Source organism: Actinoplanes sp. NPDC051388 (assembly GCF_055586225.1).
In genome coordinates this window covers 105,103-123,353 of the sequence record NZ_JBVJIP010000008.1, presented here as the reverse complement: position 1 = coordinate 123,353, position 18,251 = coordinate 105,103, and the positions used below count along the sequence as shown (strand labels likewise).

Here is an 18,251-nt window from a genome sequence, read left to right as displayed (position 1 = left end):
TTGCACCTTTGGTGCCTTATACCGGATGCGGACTACACGGGGGAGTGGACCATGAAGCGCACGATGCCGGTCGCGGCGATTCTGCTGGCGACGACGATGGTCGGCGGGGCGCCGGCGCAGGCGACGAGCACCGGACCGGCGGCGGCCCCGCGGCCCGTTCCGGTCGCTGTCGCCGAACCGAAAACGGATCTCACGCTGAGTTACATGGCGGAGGTCGGCTTCGCGGCGGCGGTGGTGCTGACGTGTTCGCCGCCCGGCGGCGGACACCCGCAGCCACAGAAGGCGTGCAAGACGCTGAAGTCGGTGGACGGCGATCCGGGAAAGCTGACGCCGGCCGCGGGCATGTGCACGATGGAGTTCGCCCCGATCACGGCCACGGTGTCCGGCACCTGGAAGGGAACGCCCATCCACTGGGAGTCGACGTTCGGCAACCAGTGCGCCATGACCCAGGCAACCGGCGCCCTATTCACCTTCTGACAATTGGTTGCCACCCGAATCCTGGCTTTCTGAATCGTGCTGCAGAAAACCCTGGAGAGCGTGCAGCCCTTTCGCGATGGGGTGGTCTTCCGGCAAGCTCCCGTCGGCGACCTGCATCGCCCGACGGCATAGTGTCATCGCCTCACCCTTCCGGCCCAAAGCATGATAGGTGGAGGCGAGGTTTCCCAGCCGGATGGCGATGTCGGGGTGGTCTGGTCCTAGCGCCGCTTCGCTGATCGCGAGTGCGCGCTGTTCCAATCGCACCGCCTCAGCGGCCCGGCGCAGGGTGCGAAGGGTGGCAGCGAGATTCCCCAGCAAAGTCGCGACGTCGGGGTGGTCTGGGCCCAGCGCCGCCTCGGTGATCGCGAGTGCGCGCTGTTCCAAGGGCACCGCTTCTCCGGCGCGGCCCAAAGTGTGATAGCTGAATGCGAGGTTTCCCAGCCGGATGGCGACGTCGGGGTGGTCCGGTCCTAGCGCCGCCTCGGTGATGGTGAGTGCGCGCTGTTCCAGCCGCACCGCTTCTCCGGCGCGGCCCAGTGCGTGATAGCTGGATGCGAGGTTTCCCAGCCGGATGGCGATGTCGGGGTGGTCTGGTCCTAGCGCCGCTTCGCTGATTGCGAGTGCGCGTTCTTCGAGAGGCATCGCTTCACCAGCACGGCCCAGGGCTCGAAGGATGAACGCGAGATTACCCAGCCGGATGGCGACATCGGCGTGGTCCGAACCCAGCGCCGTTTCGGTGATGGCCAGCGCACGCTCGCACATCGCAACCGCCTCCGCCGTTCGGCCCAGAGCGTGATAGCTGCCGGCGAGATTCCCCAGCCGGATGGCGACGTCGGGGTGGTCCGGTCCTAGCGCCGCCTCGGTGATTGCGAGTGCGCGTTGTTCCAGCGGCACCGCTTCACCAGCACGGCCCAGAGCGCGGAAGCTGGAAGCGAGATTGCCCAGCCGGATGGCGACGATGAGGTGGTCCGAGCCGAATCCTGCCTCGGCGATTGCCAAGGCGCGCGTGAGATGAGCCTCGGCCTGCTGGTAAAGGCCTTGCTGTGATTCGAATACCGCGGCCTCGTTCAGCAGCCGACTGAGTGCGGTGTCGGTGCTGAGGGGCAGGTGTTCGGCGAGAACGACGATGTGCGGGAGCAACTCGCGCCAGCGAGGCCAACCGGCGACATCTCTGTGAGGGTCGTCCGGGGCCATCGTGTTGAGCAGGTTGACGGCCTGTTTACCAGGATCGAGCGTGGGCGCCGTGAGGCGCAGGACGGTTTGCACGAGGCGGTGGGTGCTGACGGTCTCCGTCGTGAGGGTGACCATGCTGTGCGACGCGAGCAGGCCGAGAGCCCGGTCGGCGGCCGCCTGGTCGCCGTCGGTGAGCTCGGTGACCAGGTCTCGAGGGACGTCGTCGGGCGCGAGCCAGGCCAGGACTCGCAAGATCTCGACCGCCTGAGGATCAGTGTCGGACAGACCCTTGATGGTGATGGCCCACACCCGGGTGACCGCGCGTTGCGAGTCCCGTCCAGGCGCGACACCGGCTAGCAGGTCGGTCGGCTGGTCGCTGAGTTGATCACGGTAGGCGGTCATCGGGATGTGGTGATGGTTGACATAGGCGCTGGCCTGTTCCAACGCCAGGGGCAGACGGCCCAGGTAGGCCGCGATCTCGGCCGCCGTTGCTTCGTCGGTCTGGCCGGTGCGTTCGCACAGCATCTGCACCGCTTCGGCGGCGGTGAGCGTGCTCAATCGGATCGGGGTCAGGCCCTGGCTCTCCCATTCGATGTCGCGGCGGGTGGTGACCAGGACGTGGCCGCCGTCCAAGCCGCCCAGCAGCGGCTCGATGTCGGCGGGTTCCTCGACGTTGTCCAGGACCAACAGCCAGCCGCGGTGCTGGTTGAGCCATGCCATGGACCATGATTCGGCCTGCTCGTCCGGCAGCAGGACCGTCGCCGGCGCGAGCCGGTGTGCCAGCGCGGCGAGACCCGCGGTGACGTTGGTCCGGCTGTCCGCGCTCACCCACCACACGCCCGTGTACCGGTCTCGGCACGCATGGGCGTGATGGAGTGCCACCTCGGTCTTGCCGACCCCGCCGAGACCGGCGACGCTCTGGCCGATCACGCCGAGCGGCGACGATGCCAGCGTCTCCGCGACGGACTCCATCACCTTGTCGCGGCCCACGAACACCCGGGACGGCCGTCGCGGCACGTTCCACAGGCCGGCCGGCGGCGGCACCTGGTCAGGGGACCTGAGTGCGCCCGCGTCCAGCTGGACGAAGGTCGCGTGGTCGCCGGTGCTGGCGATCCCGGAGATGGCGCCGGCCGTGATGGACCGCTCGCCGGGACCGGTCACTTGTGGAAGGTGGCGTTGTCCCCGGTGCTCGCGATGCCGGAAATGTTCGTGGCCGCGATCGACCGTGTCCCGGACGCCTCGTTGTGGGTGACCGGCAACATCCCCGCGATCTCCCGTGCCAGCTCCGGATCAGCGGCCAGCGCCTTGCGGATCTGCAACTGCAGGGCCTTCTCGCTGTCTTCTTCGCCGGCCGCGACATCGACGATCGCGCCCTCGATCACCTGCGCCGACTCCTTGCGCCGCAGGATGCGGGCCAGCAGCCGATGCCCGACGCCCACGGTCGCGTCGGAGGCCTTGTCCACCATCGCGTCGCGGACCTTGTCCAGCGTGGTCACTCCGTAAGCGGTCACCGCGGCGGTCACATAAGGCATCACCGCGGCGGCGGTCTGTGCAACGTCGACATCCACCCGACCTGAATACACCAGACGGCGGCACCGCCGTAATCACCAATCGGACATCCCAGCGTCGATGATCGGCGTGGTCATCCAGATAGGCGACGGTCAGCGGGCGGCGGCGGCGAAGAAGTCGAGCAGGATCTCGGTGACCTGGGGGATCACGGCGGCCGGCAGCGCGTGACCCATCCCCGGCACGGTGACCAGCTTCGAGCCCGGCACCCGCGCCGCCAGATGCGACGCGTGCGGCGGCGGGTTGATCGGGTCCGCCGGCGCCTCGATCACCAGGAACGGCACCTTCACCCCGGCCAGCTCACCCCCGCGCTCCAACCCGGACTGACCCGCCCGCGCATGTGCCGCCGAGTTCCGCGGTGTTCCCGCGTGATCGATCAACGACGATTCGAGGGCCCGGAACTCCGCTTCGTCGAACGGCACCTGATCGCCGTTCAGGAGCCGCCAATGCGCGACCCGCCAATCCAGCTCGGCCTTCCGGTCCCGCTCGTCCGCCATGTGCTCCCACAGTGACAGGAGCCGTGGATCCGGCGAGGGCATCGGCGGTGCCTCCGCGCCGCCGGCGAGCCCGGCGCCCAGCGCAGCGGTCGCGAATGCGGTGGCGCTGAGCAGACGGGACGGCGCGTCCAGCATCAGCAGCTGGACCAGCACCCCGCCCATCGACATGCCGACCACGTGCGCACGCTCGGCGCCGACCGCGTCGAGCACCGCCACCGCGTCGCCGGCCAGATCGGCGATCTCATAGGGATGCTCATCGAACGCCCCCGTCGAGCGCCCGGTGTCGCGGTGGTCGTAAACCACCACCCGGTAGTGCTCGGAGAGCGCGGAGACCAGAGCTGAAGGCCAGGTCAGGCCGCCCGCGTTCGCGCCCATGACGAGCAGCACCACGGGTGCGCCGGAAGGTCCGGTCGCGCGGGCCCACAAGCGATAGGGCCCGCCGGTCTCGACGAAGATCTCCATCGGCCCAGCATTACACCCCTCCGATCAGCGCGTCGGCCATGGTCTGTGCCTGCCACTGCTCGAAGCGCTCCAGCGACCAGCCTCGACGCCGGGTGAGACGGTCGACCAGCTCGGGCGACGTCAACGTCCACAGCACGTCCGCCGCCTCCTCCTCGGTCAGGCCCGGCCGCAGCCCGAAACGTCCGCTGAGGTGGCGGGCCATCTCCCGCGTACCCGTCGCTCTCTCGCTCTCGATCTTGTCGATGAAGGCGCGCAGGTCCTGGTCGCGGCCGGCACCCTCGACGAAGACGACAGTGATCAGTGGGCCGGCCCGGGAGATCATCTCGCCCGCCACCCGGGCATAGAGGCGCAGGCAGGTGCGCGGATCGGTGGCCGCGGCCATCTCCCGATAGATCGGGCGCCGGCTCATCGGCACCGGCTCGTCGTCGCCGGCCAGCGCCACGTCGTAGACGGCCTTGAGCAGCGCCGCCTTGCCGCCGATCACGTTGTAGACGGTCTGCGGGCTGACCGCGGCCCGATGGGCGATCGCCTCGATCGTCGTCCCCGCATAACCCCGCCCCAGGAACAGGTCACGAGCCGAGGCCAGCACCTTCTGCCGGGTGGCCCGGACCTGTTCCGCGCGGGCGGCGAGCGGTGGCGGCGCCGCCCGCGGCGAGGGCTGGGTCATGGCCTCTACAGTGCCACCGGTTGCGGCGTCGGCAGGGCGCCGACCTGCCAGAGCACGCTGAGCTCGTCGCGCACGCCCCAGTGCTCGGCGAGCAGGCCGCCCTCGACGCGGTACAGGTGCATGGTGTTCATCGCGTAGGGCTTGCCGGTCGCCGGGAAGCCCAGGTGGCCGGTGTTGTGCACGCCGTGCACGGTGGCCCGGGCGGCGACCAGGTCACCGTCGGCGACCACCTCGTGGATCTCGTAGCGCAGCCGCAGCACGTTCTTCAGGAATCGCATGATCTGCAGGTAGCCCGCGCGGCCCTGCGGTGCCCAGGGCGGCGCGCCGTGGTCCACGAAGTCGTCGGTGACCAGGTCGCCGATGCGGTCGATCTCGTCCGCGTGGAAGTTGTCGATGACCTGCCGGGCCAGTTTCTCAGCTGTGTTCATGGAATGAGGTTCCAATGAGTGCCGACACCCCGGCAACGATCGTGGAAAGGCTGGCCGGAGCATTCCAGCAACCGCCCGATACGCTGCGTTTGTGGAGACCACACCGACCCGCGCGCCCCGTTCGCCGCGCACCGCCGCGGTCTGGGCCGTGCTGCACCGCGAGCTCGAGCGGCAGACCGGCCGGGCGCTGACCGTCCTCGACGTGGGCGGGGGCACCGGCGGCTTCGCGGTGCCGCTGGCCGAGGCGGGCCACCGGGTCACCGTGGTGGACGCGAGCCCGGACGCGCTGGCCGCGCTGACCCGCCGGGCCGCCGACGCCGGGGTGGCCGACCGGGTGCGCGCGCTGCAGGGCGACGGCGACGCGCTGGCGGGGCTGGTCGAGCCGGGCAGCGCCGACCTGATCCTGCTGCACTCGTTGCTGGAAGTGGTCGACGATCCGGCCGGTGTGCTCGCGTCGATCGCGGCCGCGCTGCGCCCCGGGGGAGCGGTCAGCGTGCTGGTCGCGGGCCGGGCCGCGGCGGTGCTCGGCCGAGCCGTCAACGGCCATCTGGAGGCGGCGTCCGCGCTGCTCACCGACCCGGAGGGCCGCGCCGGGCCGCGGGACACGCTGCGCCGGCGCTACGACGCGGAGACGGCCGCGGCGCTGTTGCGCGGCGCGGGGCTCGAGGTCGAGGAGACCCATGGGGTACGCGTGCTCGCGGACCTGGTGCCCTCCGCGGTCGTCGAGGCGGATCCGCAGGCCATGGTCGAGCTGGAGCTCACCCTGTCCGCGCGGCCGCCGTTCCGGGACATCGCGTCGCAGCTCCACCTCTTCGCCCGTAAGTCGTGAGCGTCCCGTCCGACGGGCTGCCGGCCTCCGCCCTGCGTCCGGTCCGGCCCGCCTATGGCACGGGCAGCCTCGCCGATCTGATGCCGAGCGTGTCCGCGCTGCTCGGGGTGCCCGGTGTGGCGGACGTGCTCGGGTTGCGCGAATCGCTGGGCGGGGTGGATCGCGTGGCGGTGCTGCTGGTCGACGGGCTGGGGACGCATCAACTGCCGCAGGCTTCCGGGCTGGCTCGGATCGGGGCGGGCGCGCGTACCCTGACCTCGGGTTTTCCGAGCACGACGCCGGTCAGCCTGGTCACCCTCGGCACCGGGACACCACCCGGCGCGCACGGCGTCCTCGGCTTCCTGCTGCGCCGGCCCGACGGCCGGATTCTCAACCACATCCGCTGGCAGGACGACCCGGACCCGGCGCAGTGGCAGCCGGTGCCGACCCGCTTCGAGACGGCCGCCGCCGCCGGGGTCGCGGTGACCCAGGTGACGCGGGCGGAGTTCGAGGGCAGCGGGCTCAGCGTCGCCGCCAACCGGGGCGCGGCGTTCCGTGGCGGAGCCGACCACGTGGCGCTGGCCGCCGGGATGCTGGACGCGCTGCGCGCCGGACCCGGGCTGGTCTACGGATATCACCCCGACCTGGACAAGGCCGGCCACGACGACGGCGTCTGCTCGCCGGCCTGGCACACCGCCGCCGCGAACGTCGAGAAGCTGGTGGACATCCTGGTCAGCGGCCTGCCGGCGAGCGCGGCGTTGCTGATCACGGCGGACCACGGCCAGCTCAACGTGCCGCTTGATCAACGCGTCGAACTCGCTCCCGACGGCGTGGTCGCCATCGCGGGCGAGCCGCGCGCGCGATATCTGCACGTCGCCGACGGTGCCGCCGCGGACGTGCGGGCGGAGTGCCGATCGCTCCTCGGCGACCGGGCCTGGGTGCTCAGCCGCGAGGAGGCGATCGACGGCGGCTGGTACGGCCCGGTACCGCCCGCGCATGCCGGCCGGATCGGCGACGTCGTGGTGATCTGCCAGGGCCGCACGGCCACGCTGGCCCCCGGCTGGGAACCGCCGGCGATCTCCAAGATGATCGCCTTCCACGGCTCGGTGACCGCGGCCGAGATGACGGTTCCGCTCATCAGTTTTGTCGGGGGGTCCGGCTAGCCTCCATCCCGTGGGACGCAGTCAAGCCATCGGGCGTGGGCGTGACCCGCGGTTCGGGCCGGAGGCCGACGACGCGGGTTGCACGTTCCTGCACGTCGACATGGACGCGTTCTTCGCGGCGGTCGAGGTCCGCCGGCGACCCGAGTTGCGCGGCCGGCCGGTGGTGGTCGGCGGGGTGGGCCCGCGCGGCGTGGTCAGTTCGGCGAGCTACGAGGCAAGAAAATTCGGGGTACGCAGCGCGATGCCGGCGATGCGTGCCCGGGCGCTGTGCCCGCAGGCGATCTTCCTGCCGCCCGACTTCGAGCAATACACGGCCGCCTCCCGGGCCGTGATGGGCATCTTCCGGGACGTGACGCCCCTGGTCGAGCCGCTCTCCCTCGACGAGGCGTTCCTCGACGTGGCCGGCGCCCAGCGGCTGCTCGGCCGGCCCGCCGTGATCGCCCAGAGCATCCGCCGGCGGATCTTCGAGGACCAGCGGCTGACCTGTTCGGTCGGCGTCGCGTCCAGCAAGTTCGTGGCCAAGCTCGGATCCACCCGGGCGAAACCCGACGGTCTGCTGGTGGTCCCGTCCGGCCTGGTGCTCGACTTCCTGCACCCGCTGCCGGTGGACGCGCTCTGGGGCGTGGGGGAGAAAGCCGCCGAGACGCTGCACCGGCTCGGCCTGATGACGGTCGGCGACCTGGCCCGCGCGCCGGTCGGCATGCTGCGCGGCGCGCTCGGCGAGGCGTCGGCTCTGCACCTGCACGAGCTCGCCTGGGGCCGCGACCCGCGCCGGGTCGAGCCCGAGCACGTGGAGAAATCGATCGGCGCCGAGATGACCTTCGACACCGACGTCGGCGACCCCGCGGTGATCAAGCGCAGCCTGCTCGCCCTGTCGGAAAAGGTGGGCGCGCGGCTGCGGGCGAGCGGGCATGTCGGGCGCACCGTGGCGATCAAGGTCAGATTGGCGGATTTCAAGACCGTCAACAGGTCCCGCACGGTGACGACGACGACCGATGTGGCACGTGAGATTTTCGAGATCTCCTGGGGTTTGTTCACCACGCTGGGTCCGGCCGAGCAGATCCGCCTGATCGGCGTGCGGATCGAGGGGCTGACCGGGGCTGCGGGCGCATCGCGGCAGCTCACACTGGGTGCACCGGAGCGCGGGTGGCGCGAGGCCGAGGCGGCGGCAGACGCGGTGGCCGCCCGTTTCGGCCGTTCTGTCGTCGGTCCAGCCAGTCTTCTCGGCCGATCTGATCTTCGCAGAACCGAAAATCACCCGCACTCGGCGGTCGTCCCGCTTTCCGACCCGCCAAGCCCCTCGTAGACTTGCGGGAAGGCAGCCGGTGGGCTGTCTAGTGTCATCGGTGTCACACTGGTGCATCCGCCACAGAGATGTGACGGTCACAGTGGTTATATCAGTCACACTGGTTGTGTCGGTCAGACTGGCAGGACCCGACCCCGGCCTCGGGGCCGGACATGCGCCCGGGGAGGAAAGCCGTGCCGCTCTCTGAGCACGAGCAGCGGCTGTTCGATCAGATCGAGCGGTCGCTTGCCGAGGACCCCAAGTTCGCCTCGGCCGTGCGGGCCAACGACCCGCGATTCCACGCTCGGCGCCGGCTGGTGGTCGCCGCCTTCGTGATCATTGCCGGATTGGCCCTCGTCGTCTATGGCACGGTGAGCCGCAACACGCCCCTCGGCGTGGCCGGCTTCGTCGTGATGCTGGCCGCCGCGGCGTTCGCCATGCAGAGCCGCCGCAAGGGCCAGACCACCGATCTGCACGCCGTCGGCGGCACCGCGACCCGTCGCACCCGCCAGACACGGAAGTCCGGGGGATTGTTGGATCGGCTCGAAGAGCGCTGGAAGAACCGGCCTGAAGGTCACCGATAACCTGATCGCCGGGCCTTCGGGCCCGAAAACCCTGCACCGGGCAAACCGACGATGGCGGCCATAGGCCGCCATCGCCCTTTTTGTCTGCGGCGGTTGTGGCCGCCTTGGTGGAACGCGTGGTTCTGGAGTCGGGTGGTCGCGCAACCGCTTCGGCCTGGGCTGGTTGCCTGGGTCTTACCCCTCTGCGCTGGCTGGGTTGGTTGCCGAGGGCGTCTACCCCTGTGCGGGGTTTGTTGCCGAGGGCGTGCCCCGTGGTGGCTGGGCGGTTGCTCGGGGCGTGACCTGCGATGGGCTGGGCTGGTTGCTCGGGGCGTGACCTGCGATGGGCTGGGCTGGTTGCTCGGGGCGTGGCCCGCGATGGGGTGGGCTGGTTGCTCGGGGCGTGGCCCGCGATGGCTGGGCTGGTTGCTCGGGCACGACCCGCGATGGCTGGGCTGGTTGCTCGGGCACGACCCGCGATGGCTGAGCTGGTTGCATACGGCTGCTGAGCTTGCTGGTCGTCGCTTCGCTCCTCCGGCATTTCGCCCCAAAGGCGGCCGATGAGTTGAGCGTCAAAAAGAACTTCGGCTATGCCTCGTCCTTTTTGACGCTCAACTCATCGACGGGCGAAATGCGACTTGTGTCGCGGTGAAACCATGCGCTGCTTGCTGCCGTTATCAGGCGAGCCAACCCGTGTGAGTTCAGGCCGCGGGTAGGCGCTCGCGACACCTCTCGGCCGGTTCGCCCGGGTCTGGATTGGACTTGTGGCTGGGCCGTGTCCTGCCGATCAAGCGAGAGCGGCGTGAAGTCCGGGGTCGTCTGGTGTCGGCCGCAGGGGGTTCCTCCTCGACCGCTGTAGACCTGGGGCCTGTGCGGGTCGGAAGGGCGAGCTGGATCGCGCTCGAGGTTGTGCGGGCGGCGGGGCAGCTGGATCGCGCGTCGAGGTTTGGGTGGGCGGCGGGGCAGCTGGATCGCGCGTCGAGGTTTGGGTGGGTGGCGGGGGAGCTGGACCGCGCGCCGGGTTGGCCTGTTGGGCGTCCGGCGCGCGGTGTGCGTTTGGGGTTAGCGGGAGCGGTGGGGGAGTAGGCGGCGGGGGCTGAAGCGGATGACGAAATCTCGGGCTCGGCTGAAGAAGTCGACCGTGTTGGCCGAGATGTCGCCCAGCGCCAGTCGCCAGCGCAGCAGCACCGATGGGGGCATCAGGGCCGCCGCCAGCCTGGTGCGGCGCGTCGAGCTGCGGGACAGGCCCTTGCGCACCTGGCTCAGCGCGTCGGTCAGCTCGCCGCCCTGGAGGGGCTTGCGGGCGTACCGGGCTCGTTCCTCCGCCGTGCCCAGCAACGTTGCCGACTCGGCCGGTGCGGTGTCCAGCTCCGCGTCTCGGACCAGGCGTTGAGCCGTCACCCGCGGGGTCTCGGCCGGGTCGACCGGCACCCGGAAGTCGATCATCGTGTCGACCAGTTCGTCCCAGGCGGCGTGCGCGTCCTCCCGTGCCTGCACGGTCTCCGTGGTGACCGTGACGTTGCGGGCCGGGTCGCCGCCCGCAGCTGTCGCGGCTGCGATCGACGGTTCCTTGGGCACCGTGGCGTGGTGTCTCCGGCGTCGCACCAGGACCCGGCGCAGGGCCGGGACCAGCAGCAATGCGATCAGCAGGGCCGCGAAGCCGACGATCCACAGGGCCGTCGTCGAGCCGCCGGACGAGCTGCCGCCGCCGCCCGCGGCCAGGCCCGGGTCGTTGAACTCGCGGTCCAGGCGGGGGTCCTCGCCGGCCGCGGCGGACGAGCTCGAGTTGGGGGCGACCGGGCCGGTCGAGGTCGACGCGGTCGGCTCCACCCGGTCGGTGTCGGGCGCCCAGTCGGAACGGCTCGAACCAACCACGCCGGCCGCCGGGGTGGCGTCGAACGGCACCCAGCCGAAGCCCTCGAAGTAGACCTCGGTCCAGGCGTGCGCGTTGCGGTTGGTCAGCGTCCAGGTGTTGCCGTCCGGCGTGCCGCCGCGGGTGAAGCCGAACGCCACCCGGGCCGGGATGCCCGCGGTCCGGACCATCCAGGCCATCGCCGCCGCGTACTGCTGGCAGAAGCCGATCTTGTTTTGCAGGAAGGTCGCGATCTCCGAACCGCTGGTGCCGGACGTGGTCTGCAGGCTGTACGTGAACCCGTTCTTCGCCGAGAAGTAGTCGTAGATCGCGCGGACCTTGTCGTACTCCGTCTCCTCGCCCTTGGTGCGGTCCGCCACCAGTTGCTTCACGAACTGGTCCTCGGGCACCTGGGTCTGCGCGCGCAGCGGGTTGCTCTCCTCCAGCGGCTTGGCGCGGCGCAACGCGTCGGCGCTGAAGCGCGGCCGGACGTAGTCGAAGGTGTACTCCTTGTCCTTCGTCGTCGTCCGGTTCGAGAAGACCACCTGGGTCGCCTGGTCGTAGGACCAGTTGCCGCCGAGGTCGTCGGCCGCCACCGGGATCGTGTAGATCGGGGCGAACGCCATGTTCAGATCCTCGATCTGCACGGTGGCGCGGTATTGCCGATATTGCACGCCGGCCTGCTGGTCCTCCCGCGGGTCGGGCAGACCGCGGTTGACCGGGCGCCCGGTGGGCGTACGGTTGGCGAAGCCCTGGGGGTTGATCACGTCCGCCACGCCCAGCCGCAGGTAGAACGGGTCGGCCTCGTTGGTCGTCACCTTGATCATGTCGCGGGTCTCGCTCTGCGTCAGCGACCCGCTCAGCGAGGCGAACAGGTTGACCCGCCCGTTGCCGCCGGTGCCGAAACCCCCGGTGCCCGACCCGTTGCCCACCTGGGTGAGCCGCGACAGCAGGCCGGTGGTCAGGCCGGGCACGGCCAGCGGCAGCACCACCGCGACGGCCACGCCGATGGCGGCCAACCGGCGCCCGGCCGCGGCCAGCGGGGACGGCTCCCACACGTCGACGTCGCGCCCGTCGCCGGTGAAGCGGCGGCCGAAGCGGCGCACCCGGTCGACGTTGTCCGCGACCAGCAGCCAGAGGAAGCCGATCGCGCCGATGATGAACGGGACGGCCGGGACGCTGTCCACGAAGATCGCGACCGGCACCGAATAGATCGCCAGCATCGGCAGGCCGGCCAGGGCGGGCCGACGCAGCACGACGGTCATCAGGTCGACGCCGATCGCGCAGGAGCCGACGCCGAGCACGGTGATGAACAGCAGCGCATCGCGGTCGGGGACCGGCACGCCGTAGTTGCGGGTGTCCTCGCCGGCCTGGCTGAACAGCTGGCCGAAGTGGGTGAACGTGTCCGGGCCGGGGAACAGCGCGAGGATCTCCTCGCCGCTGGGGAACATCCAGGTCAGGACCAGGAGCAGGGTGAGCACCATGCCGAGGGCCTGGGCCCAGGACGGCAACCGCAGGGTGCGGGCGAGCACCGCGGCGCCGGCCACCAGGCCGACCGCCAGGATGCACTGCATCAGCCAGGTCCACGCGTCGAAGATCACGGAGAGCGGTGCGGCCGCCAGCAGGGTCGCGCTCGCGGCCACGAGGCCGAGTCGCCTACGCCCGGTCACTGAAGGTTCCTTTCCGGAAGAACGTCATCGCCGGCCTCCGCCGGCCACCGTCTCGGCCATCGCCGCGCGCCACGCGAAGCCCTGCGAGCCGCGGGCGGCGGCCGGCCAGAGCGCGGGCAGGGCGTCGCCGTGCACGACCGGCAGCGAGCGCCAGCCCGCGCGTACGAGAGAAAGAGCCGCCGCCTCCTGAGCCCGATCGGCCTCGGTGCGGTCGGCCGGCGTCAGGTTGACCCAGGTGGTGCTGTCGATGGCGAAGCCGATGCAGGTGGCGCCGTTGCCGCGCAGCCCGCTCAGCACCTCGGCCTCGGCCACCGTGAGGCTGCCGAACAGGCCGATCACCAGGCCGCCGTCGGACCGCCGGCGAACCTGCTCGACGAGCACCGAGATGTCGCCGTTCTGCGCGGTGGTCACGTCCGCCAGGGTGTCCAGGATGATGTGGTCGCCGGTCCCGTCGGTGGCGTCCACGTCGACGCCGTTGCCGGTGACCAGGCGCAACTTGTAGCCCGCCTGGCGCAGGTGCACCGCGATGCTGGCCGCCGCCGAGACCGCCCACTCGAAGCTGGCGGTCGGCCCCTCGCCGCGGTGCGCGTAGACCCGGGTGTCCAGGACCACTGTGGCCCGGCTCTCCCAGGGCTGCTCCTCGCGCCGGACCATCAGCTCGCCGGTGCGCGCGGTCGAGCGCCAGTGCACCCGCCGCAGGTCGTCGCCGCGCCGGTATTCGCGGGTCGCCGCGTCGTCCTCGCCGTGCACGGCCACCGACCGGGCGCGGCTCTCGCCGGTGCCCGCGTATTCGCCCGCGAGCCGCACCGCGGGCAGCGGCACCACCTGCGGGATCACGGTGAGCCGGTCGACGCTGGGGAACGAGCGGTTGAGCTCGCACAGCCCGAACGGGTCGGTCAGCCGGATGACCAGCGGCCCGACCGGGTAGCGCCCGCGCACGTCGGCCCGCACCGTGTATGCCACCGAGCTCGCCTGGTGCGGCCCGAGACGCTCCAGCACCACCCGCGGCCGGGAGCCCAGCGCATAGGGCAGCCGGTCCTCCAGCAGCAGCGTGCCGGTGGGCAGCCGGGACAGGTTTTGCAGGCGCAGGATGACCCGCGCGCTGGAGCCGACCGGGGTGCGGCCGGGCTCCAGCGATCGTGTGCAGGCCAGCTTGTAACGGCTGCGTCCGACATATGCCGCCGCCAGCAGCGGCAGCGCGGCCAGCAGGATGGCCACCCGCAGCAGATCGCGCTCGCCGAGGATGAACGCCGAGATGGCGGCGGCCGCCGCGGCGGCGAGGAACGATCGGCCCCGGGTGGTCAGGCCCCGCATGGCCTCCCGCATGCCTAACGCCCCCGCGACTCGTACTGCGCGCGTCCGTCGCCGGCCTGCCGGGTGTCGTACGGCGAGCGTGAGCGGTCGTGCGGCAGCGGGAGCCGGTGCACGATCTCGGCCACGATGGCGTCGGTGGTGCGCCGGTTGAGCTGGGCGTCCGTGGTGGGGATGATGCGGTGCGCGAGCACCGGGACGGCGAGCGCCTGCAGGTCGTCCGGCAGCACGTAGTCGCGGCCCTCGAGACAGGCCACGGCCTTGGCCGTGCGCAGCAGCTGCAGGGTGCACCGCGGGGACGCGCCGAGCCGGATCTCCGGCGCCTCGCGGGTCGCGGTGACCAGGGCGATCGCATATTGCTGCACGGCGTCGGCCGCGTGCACCTCGCGCACGGTGGCGATCAGCCGCCGCACCAGCGCCGCGTCGGACACCGCTCGCAGCTTGTTCAGCGGGTCGACCGAGCCGTGCCCGCTGAGCATGGCGAGCTCGGCGCGCGGGTCCGGGTAGCCCATCGCGATGCGGGCGGTGAACCGGTCACGCTGAGCTTCGGGCAGCGGGTAGGTGCCCTCCATCTCGATCGGGTTCTGCGTCGCGATCACCATGAACGGCGCCTGCAGCTCATAGGTCGTGCCGTCGACCGTGACCTGCCGCTCCTCCATGCACTCCAGGAGGGCGGACTGGGTCTTGGGCGAGGCCCGGTTGATCTCGTCGCCGACCACCAGGTTGGCGAACACCGCACCCGGCTTGAACTCGAAGTCGCGCTGCTCCTGGTTGTAGACGCTCACCCCGGTGACGTCGCTGGGCAGCAGGTCGGGGGTGAACTGGATCCGCCGCACCGAACAGTCGATGCTGCGGGCCAGCGCTTTCGCGAGCTTGGTCTTACCGACGCCGGGCACGTCCTCGATGAGGAGATGACCCTCGGCGAGCATCACGGCTAGTGCCAGCCGGACCGTTGCACTCTTGCCTTCGATGACCTGCTCGATGTTGGCCATGATGGCTTCGGTCGCGGCACGGAACTCCGCGGGCGGCAGGGCGCCGCCCGGCTCATCCCAGGTTGGCGTTGTCACGGGCCTCCTCCAAGTCGTACCAGCCCCTTATCCAAGCGCGCACGCCGAAAGGGAACCGAAGGTTCGTGGGCGGCCGGCGGTCCGTGGGCCTCCGGCGCTCGCCGCCCGTGTTGACAGGTTAGCCCGGTCACAGCAAACCGCCGAGCCCGGCAGCCTCTCGCCTCGGACGGTGGTCAACCGGGCACGCATCACGGATGAGTAACGAATCGGACATCGATCTGGTTACCTGTCTCAATGCTCGAAACGATCGGGCATCGACGTACCGCAGTGGGGGTGGGTCCCCGGTTTCGCCTCATCGGGTGGCGCACCTCATGTAGGCCATGTAGGCCATAGGGGACCTGGATGAACATTTCGACCGCACCATCCGGCCGGCGGTTACTCGCCGCCGCAGCCGGAGTGGTGTTGCTCGCGGCCCTGCTGCCCAACCAGGCGCAGGCCGCACCGCAGCCGGGCGGAGTCACGCCCGCCGCCCATGACGCGGAGCTGCCCAACTTCGACGCCCGGACCGCCGCACCCGCGCGGACCGGCTCGCCCGCCGCGCTGCGCGCGCTGACGGCGGCGAAACCCGGCTCGGCGGCACGCGATCTGCGTGCTTCGCTCGGCGTGCAGGGGATCGTCGACATCGACAAGACGACCGGTACGCCGCGCCGGGTCGCCAAACTCGACGGCTTTCTCACCGCGGCCTCGAGCAAGAGTCCGGAGCGCATCGCCCGCGACTACGTCAAGGCCAACGCCGCGGTCTTCGGCCTCACCGCCGCGGACATCGCCGGGCTGAGCCTGCGCAAGAGCTATGTCGACGTCGCCGGCACCGCACACCTGAGCTTCACCCAGAGCGTCGGCGGAGTGGACGTCTTCGGCAACGGCCTGAAGGCGCACGTCGCCAAGGACGGCCGGCTGATCGGCATCGACGGGTCCCCGCTGGCCGCACTGCCCGCCTCCGCGGGCGCCGCGAAGCTGACCGCCGCCCAGGCGCAGCAGGCCGCGGTGAAGGACGTCTTCGGCACGTCGAAGGCCACCGTCAAGTCCGCCACCACCAAGACCGCCACCTTCAGCGACGGCGGCAGCGCCCGGCAGGTGGTGTTCCAGACCGCGAGCGGCCCCAAGCCGGCCTGGCAGACGATCTCCATGGACGAGGGCTACCTGCACGTGGTGGACGCGTCCGACGGCCGGGTGCTCTACCGGCAGAGCCTGCTCGCCCACGACCGCGCGCAGACCTGGGAAAACTACCCGGGCGCCCCGCGCGGTGGCGAGCAGCGCAGCGTCAACCTGAACAAGTGGCTGCCGGTCAACGCCCCGAAGCTCGAGGGCAACGTCGCGCACGTCTACTCGGACGTCAACGACGACGACGCCCCGCAGGCCGCCGAGGAGGTGCTGCCGGCCGCCAAGCGCAGCTTCGACTTCCCGTTCGTGGACTTCTCCGCGCAGGTCGGCGGCCGCTGCTCGGCCGCGTACCAGTGCTCCTGGAACCCGGCCGTGCCGTTCTCCTGGCAGGCCAACCGCGAGCAGAACGCCGCCCAGATGTACTGGTTCCTCGGCAACTGGCACGACCACCTGGCCGCCGCCCCGATCGGTTTCACCCGGGCGGCCGGCAACTTCGAGGCGGTCGACGGCGACGCCGTGCAGGGCCAGTCGCTGGACGGCGCCAACACGGCGAACGGCCTCCCGGACGCCGACCACGACAACAACGCCAACATGCTGACCCCGCCGGACGGCACCCCGCCGCGCATGCAGATGTACCTGGCGCTGCCCAGCGCCCAGAGCATCGCGGGCAACACCGGCGACGCGGCGGACATCGTCTACCACGAGTACGGCCACGGCCTGTCCAACCGCCTGGTGGTGGACGCGACCGGCAACTCCACGCTGAACAGCCAGCAGCCCGGCGCGATGGGCGAGGCGTGGAGCGACTGGTACGCGATGGACTACCTGGTCGACGAGGGCCTCGAGACGGACACCGCGACGGACGGCGAGGTCCGGGTCGGCAAGTACTGGTACTCCGGCGGCACCATCCGCACCCAGCCGATGGACTGCAAGGTGGGCAGCACCGCGACCGCCTGCGCGGGCACCGCGAGCACCGGCCCGGGCGGCTACACCTACGGCGACTTCGGCAAGATCTGGGCCGGCGGTGGACCGCAGGTGCACTCGGACGGCGTGATCTGGTCGCAGACCCTCTGGGATCTGCGCACCGCGATCGGCAGCCAGAAGGCTCGGTCGCTGGTCACCCGGGCGATGGAGCTGTCCCCGGCGGACCCGTCCTACCTGGACATGCGCAACTCGATCCTGCAAGCCGACCTGGTCGTCAACCAGGGCAAGCAGCAGACGAAGATCTGGCAGGTCTTCGCCGCCCGCGGCATGGGCTACTTCGCCGGAGCCGTCAACGGGGCGGACGTCGCGCCGGCCGAGGACTTCTCGATGCCGCCGCCGGCGAACACCCCGCGGGGCGCGCTCACCGGCACGGTCACCGACCGGGACAGCGGCCGCCCGTCGGCCGGCGTCACCGTCGGCTTCGGCGGGCACGCCTCCGGGTTCGCCGGTGACTACGCGGCCACCACGGCGGCGGACGGCTCGTACACGATCAGCGGGATCATTCCGGGCACGTACCCGAAGGTCTTCGCCAGTGGGGCCGGCTATGACCCGCAGTCACGGACCGTCTCGGTGAACTCCGGCACCACCCGCCTCGACTGGCAGGTGCGCCGGGACTGGGCGGCGTCCAGCGGTGGCGCGTCGATCGTCTCGGCGACCGGGCCGGACTACACCCCGTTCGGTTGCGGTCCGCCGCAGCTGATCGACCAGTCGCAGGGCTCGGGCTGGGGTTCGGACACGGCCGACGGCGGACAGAATGCGGTGATCAAGATGCCGACCGCGGTCACCATCTCCGAGCTGGTGATCAACCCGTCCGCCACCTGTGGCGACGACATCACCGCCTCGACCGGTGGCTTCCGGGTCGAGACGTCGCCGGACGGCACGGCCTGGACGGTCGCCGCCACCGGCAGCTTCCCGGCCTGGACGACCACGCCGCAGACGGTCCCGCTCACCGCGGGCACCACCGGCGTCTCGTTCATCCGCTACACCATGGTCACCACGCAGGGCCAGGACGCGGGGCTCTGCCCGACCGGCAACGAGGGCTACAGCGGCTGCGTGTTCATGGACTCCGTCGAACTGGCGGCGTACGGAACGCCGACCGCCTAGCACGCACGAGGTGATACCGGTCGCCGTCGGTCGGCGGCGACCGGTATCATGCAACGCATGGCCCGGAGTTTCCTGC

14 protein-coding genes are annotated in these 18,251 nt (G+C 71.0%); 6 read left to right on the top strand and 8 right to left on the bottom strand.

Annotated features, from left to right (window positions below; translation table 11 throughout):
* The first annotated feature begins 51 nt into the window (after nucleotides 1-51).
* Complete coding sequence (locus ACZ6TI_RS21250) at nucleotides 52-477, top strand: SSI family serine proteinase inhibitor (RefSeq protein WP_465346821.1); 426 nt, start codon at nucleotides 52-54, stop codon at nucleotides 475-477.
* Here ACZ6TI_RS21250 and fxsT read toward each other — a convergent pair.
* The 5 genes from fxsT to ACZ6TI_RS21225 form a co-directional block, all read right to left on the bottom strand.
* Nucleotides 463-2,811, bottom strand: coding sequence for an FxSxx-COOH system tetratricopeptide repeat protein (gene fxsT, locus ACZ6TI_RS21245; protein ID WP_465346820.1), 2,349 nt, complete (start codon nucleotides 2,809-2,811; stop codon nucleotides 463-465). The two genes, ACZ6TI_RS21250 and fxsT, sit on opposite strands and share 15 nt — an antisense overlap.
* Nucleotides 2,808-3,218 carry a hypothetical protein gene (locus ACZ6TI_RS21240; protein ID WP_465346819.1) on the bottom strand — a complete coding sequence of 137 codons (411 nt, stop codon included), beginning with the start codon at nucleotides 3,216-3,218 and terminating at the stop codon, nucleotides 2,808-2,810. The genes fxsT and ACZ6TI_RS21240 overlap by 4 nt, the downstream gene beginning before the upstream one ends.
* 93 nt (nucleotides 3,219-3,311) lie before the next feature.
* Nucleotides 3,312-4,175 (bottom strand): alpha/beta fold hydrolase, encoded by an 864-nt coding sequence (locus ACZ6TI_RS21235; protein ID WP_465346818.1) that lies wholly within the window; start codon nucleotides 4,173-4,175, stop codon nucleotides 3,312-3,314.
* Nucleotides 4,176-4,185: 10 nt separating this feature from the next.
* The gene (locus ACZ6TI_RS21230) at nucleotides 4,186-4,842 is read right to left on the bottom strand and encodes a TetR/AcrR family transcriptional regulator (protein WP_465346817.1); all 657 of its coding nucleotides are present in this window, start codon (nucleotides 4,840-4,842) and stop codon (nucleotides 4,186-4,188) included.
* 5 nt (nucleotides 4,843-4,847) lie between these two features.
* Nucleotides 4,848-5,270 carry an ester cyclase gene (locus tag ACZ6TI_RS21225; protein ID WP_465346816.1) on the bottom strand — a complete coding sequence of 141 codons (423 nt, stop codon included), beginning with the start codon at nucleotides 5,268-5,270 and terminating at the stop codon, nucleotides 4,848-4,850.
* Nucleotides 5,271-5,361: 91 nt separating this feature from the next.
* Here ACZ6TI_RS21225 and ACZ6TI_RS21220 point away from each other — a divergent pair, with 91 nt between their 5' ends.
* From ACZ6TI_RS21220 to ACZ6TI_RS21205, 4 genes are all read left to right on the top strand, one after another.
* Entirely contained in the window at nucleotides 5,362-6,099 is a 738-nt protein-coding gene (locus ACZ6TI_RS21220; RefSeq protein ID WP_465346815.1) for a methyltransferase domain-containing protein, read from the top strand.
* Nucleotides 6,096-7,241 (top strand): alkaline phosphatase family protein, encoded by a 1,146-nt coding sequence (locus ACZ6TI_RS21215; RefSeq protein ID WP_465346814.1) that lies wholly within the window; start codon nucleotides 6,096-6,098, stop codon nucleotides 7,239-7,241. Before ACZ6TI_RS21220 ends, ACZ6TI_RS21215 begins: the two co-directional genes overlap by 4 nt.
* 10 nt (nucleotides 7,242-7,251) lie before the next feature.
* The gene (gene dinB, locus ACZ6TI_RS21210; RefSeq protein ID WP_465346813.1) at nucleotides 7,252-8,547 is read left to right on the top strand and encodes a DNA polymerase IV; all 1,296 of its coding nucleotides are present in this window, start codon (nucleotides 7,252-7,254) and stop codon (nucleotides 8,545-8,547) included.
* Nucleotides 8,548-8,720: 173 nt separating this feature from the next.
* A complete protein-coding gene (locus ACZ6TI_RS21205) occupies nucleotides 8,721-9,110 on the top strand; it encodes a DUF3040 domain-containing protein (protein ID WP_465346812.1) in 390 nt (129 codons plus the stop codon).
* 1,041 nt (nucleotides 9,111-10,151) lie between these two features.
* Here ACZ6TI_RS21205 and ACZ6TI_RS21200 read toward each other — a convergent pair.
* The 3 genes from ACZ6TI_RS21200 to ACZ6TI_RS21190 are packed head-to-tail and all read right to left on the bottom strand — an operon-like array spanning nucleotide 10,152 to nucleotide 14,989.
* Nucleotides 10,152-12,611, bottom strand: coding sequence for a transglutaminase TgpA family protein (locus tag ACZ6TI_RS21200; protein WP_465346811.1), 2,460 nt, complete (start codon nucleotides 12,609-12,611; stop codon nucleotides 10,152-10,154).
* A 24-nt stretch (nucleotides 12,612-12,635) separates the two neighbouring features.
* The gene (locus ACZ6TI_RS21195; RefSeq protein ID WP_465346810.1) at nucleotides 12,636-13,937 is read right to left on the bottom strand and encodes a DUF58 domain-containing protein; all 1,302 of its coding nucleotides are present in this window, start codon (nucleotides 13,935-13,937) and stop codon (nucleotides 12,636-12,638) included.
* A 2-nt stretch (nucleotides 13,938-13,939) separates the two neighbouring features.
* Nucleotides 13,940-14,989 (bottom strand): AAA family ATPase, encoded by a 1,050-nt coding sequence (locus tag ACZ6TI_RS21190; RefSeq protein ID WP_465346809.1) that lies wholly within the window; start codon nucleotides 14,987-14,989, stop codon nucleotides 13,940-13,942.
* 342 nt (nucleotides 14,990-15,331) lie between these two features.
* On the opposite strand from ACZ6TI_RS21190, the gene ACZ6TI_RS21185 reads away from it, so the two are divergent.
* Nucleotides 15,332-18,175, top strand: coding sequence for a M36 family metallopeptidase (locus ACZ6TI_RS21185; protein WP_465346808.1), 2,844 nt, complete (start codon nucleotides 15,332-15,334; stop codon nucleotides 18,173-18,175).
* Nucleotides 18,176-18,251 lie beyond the last annotated feature (76 nt).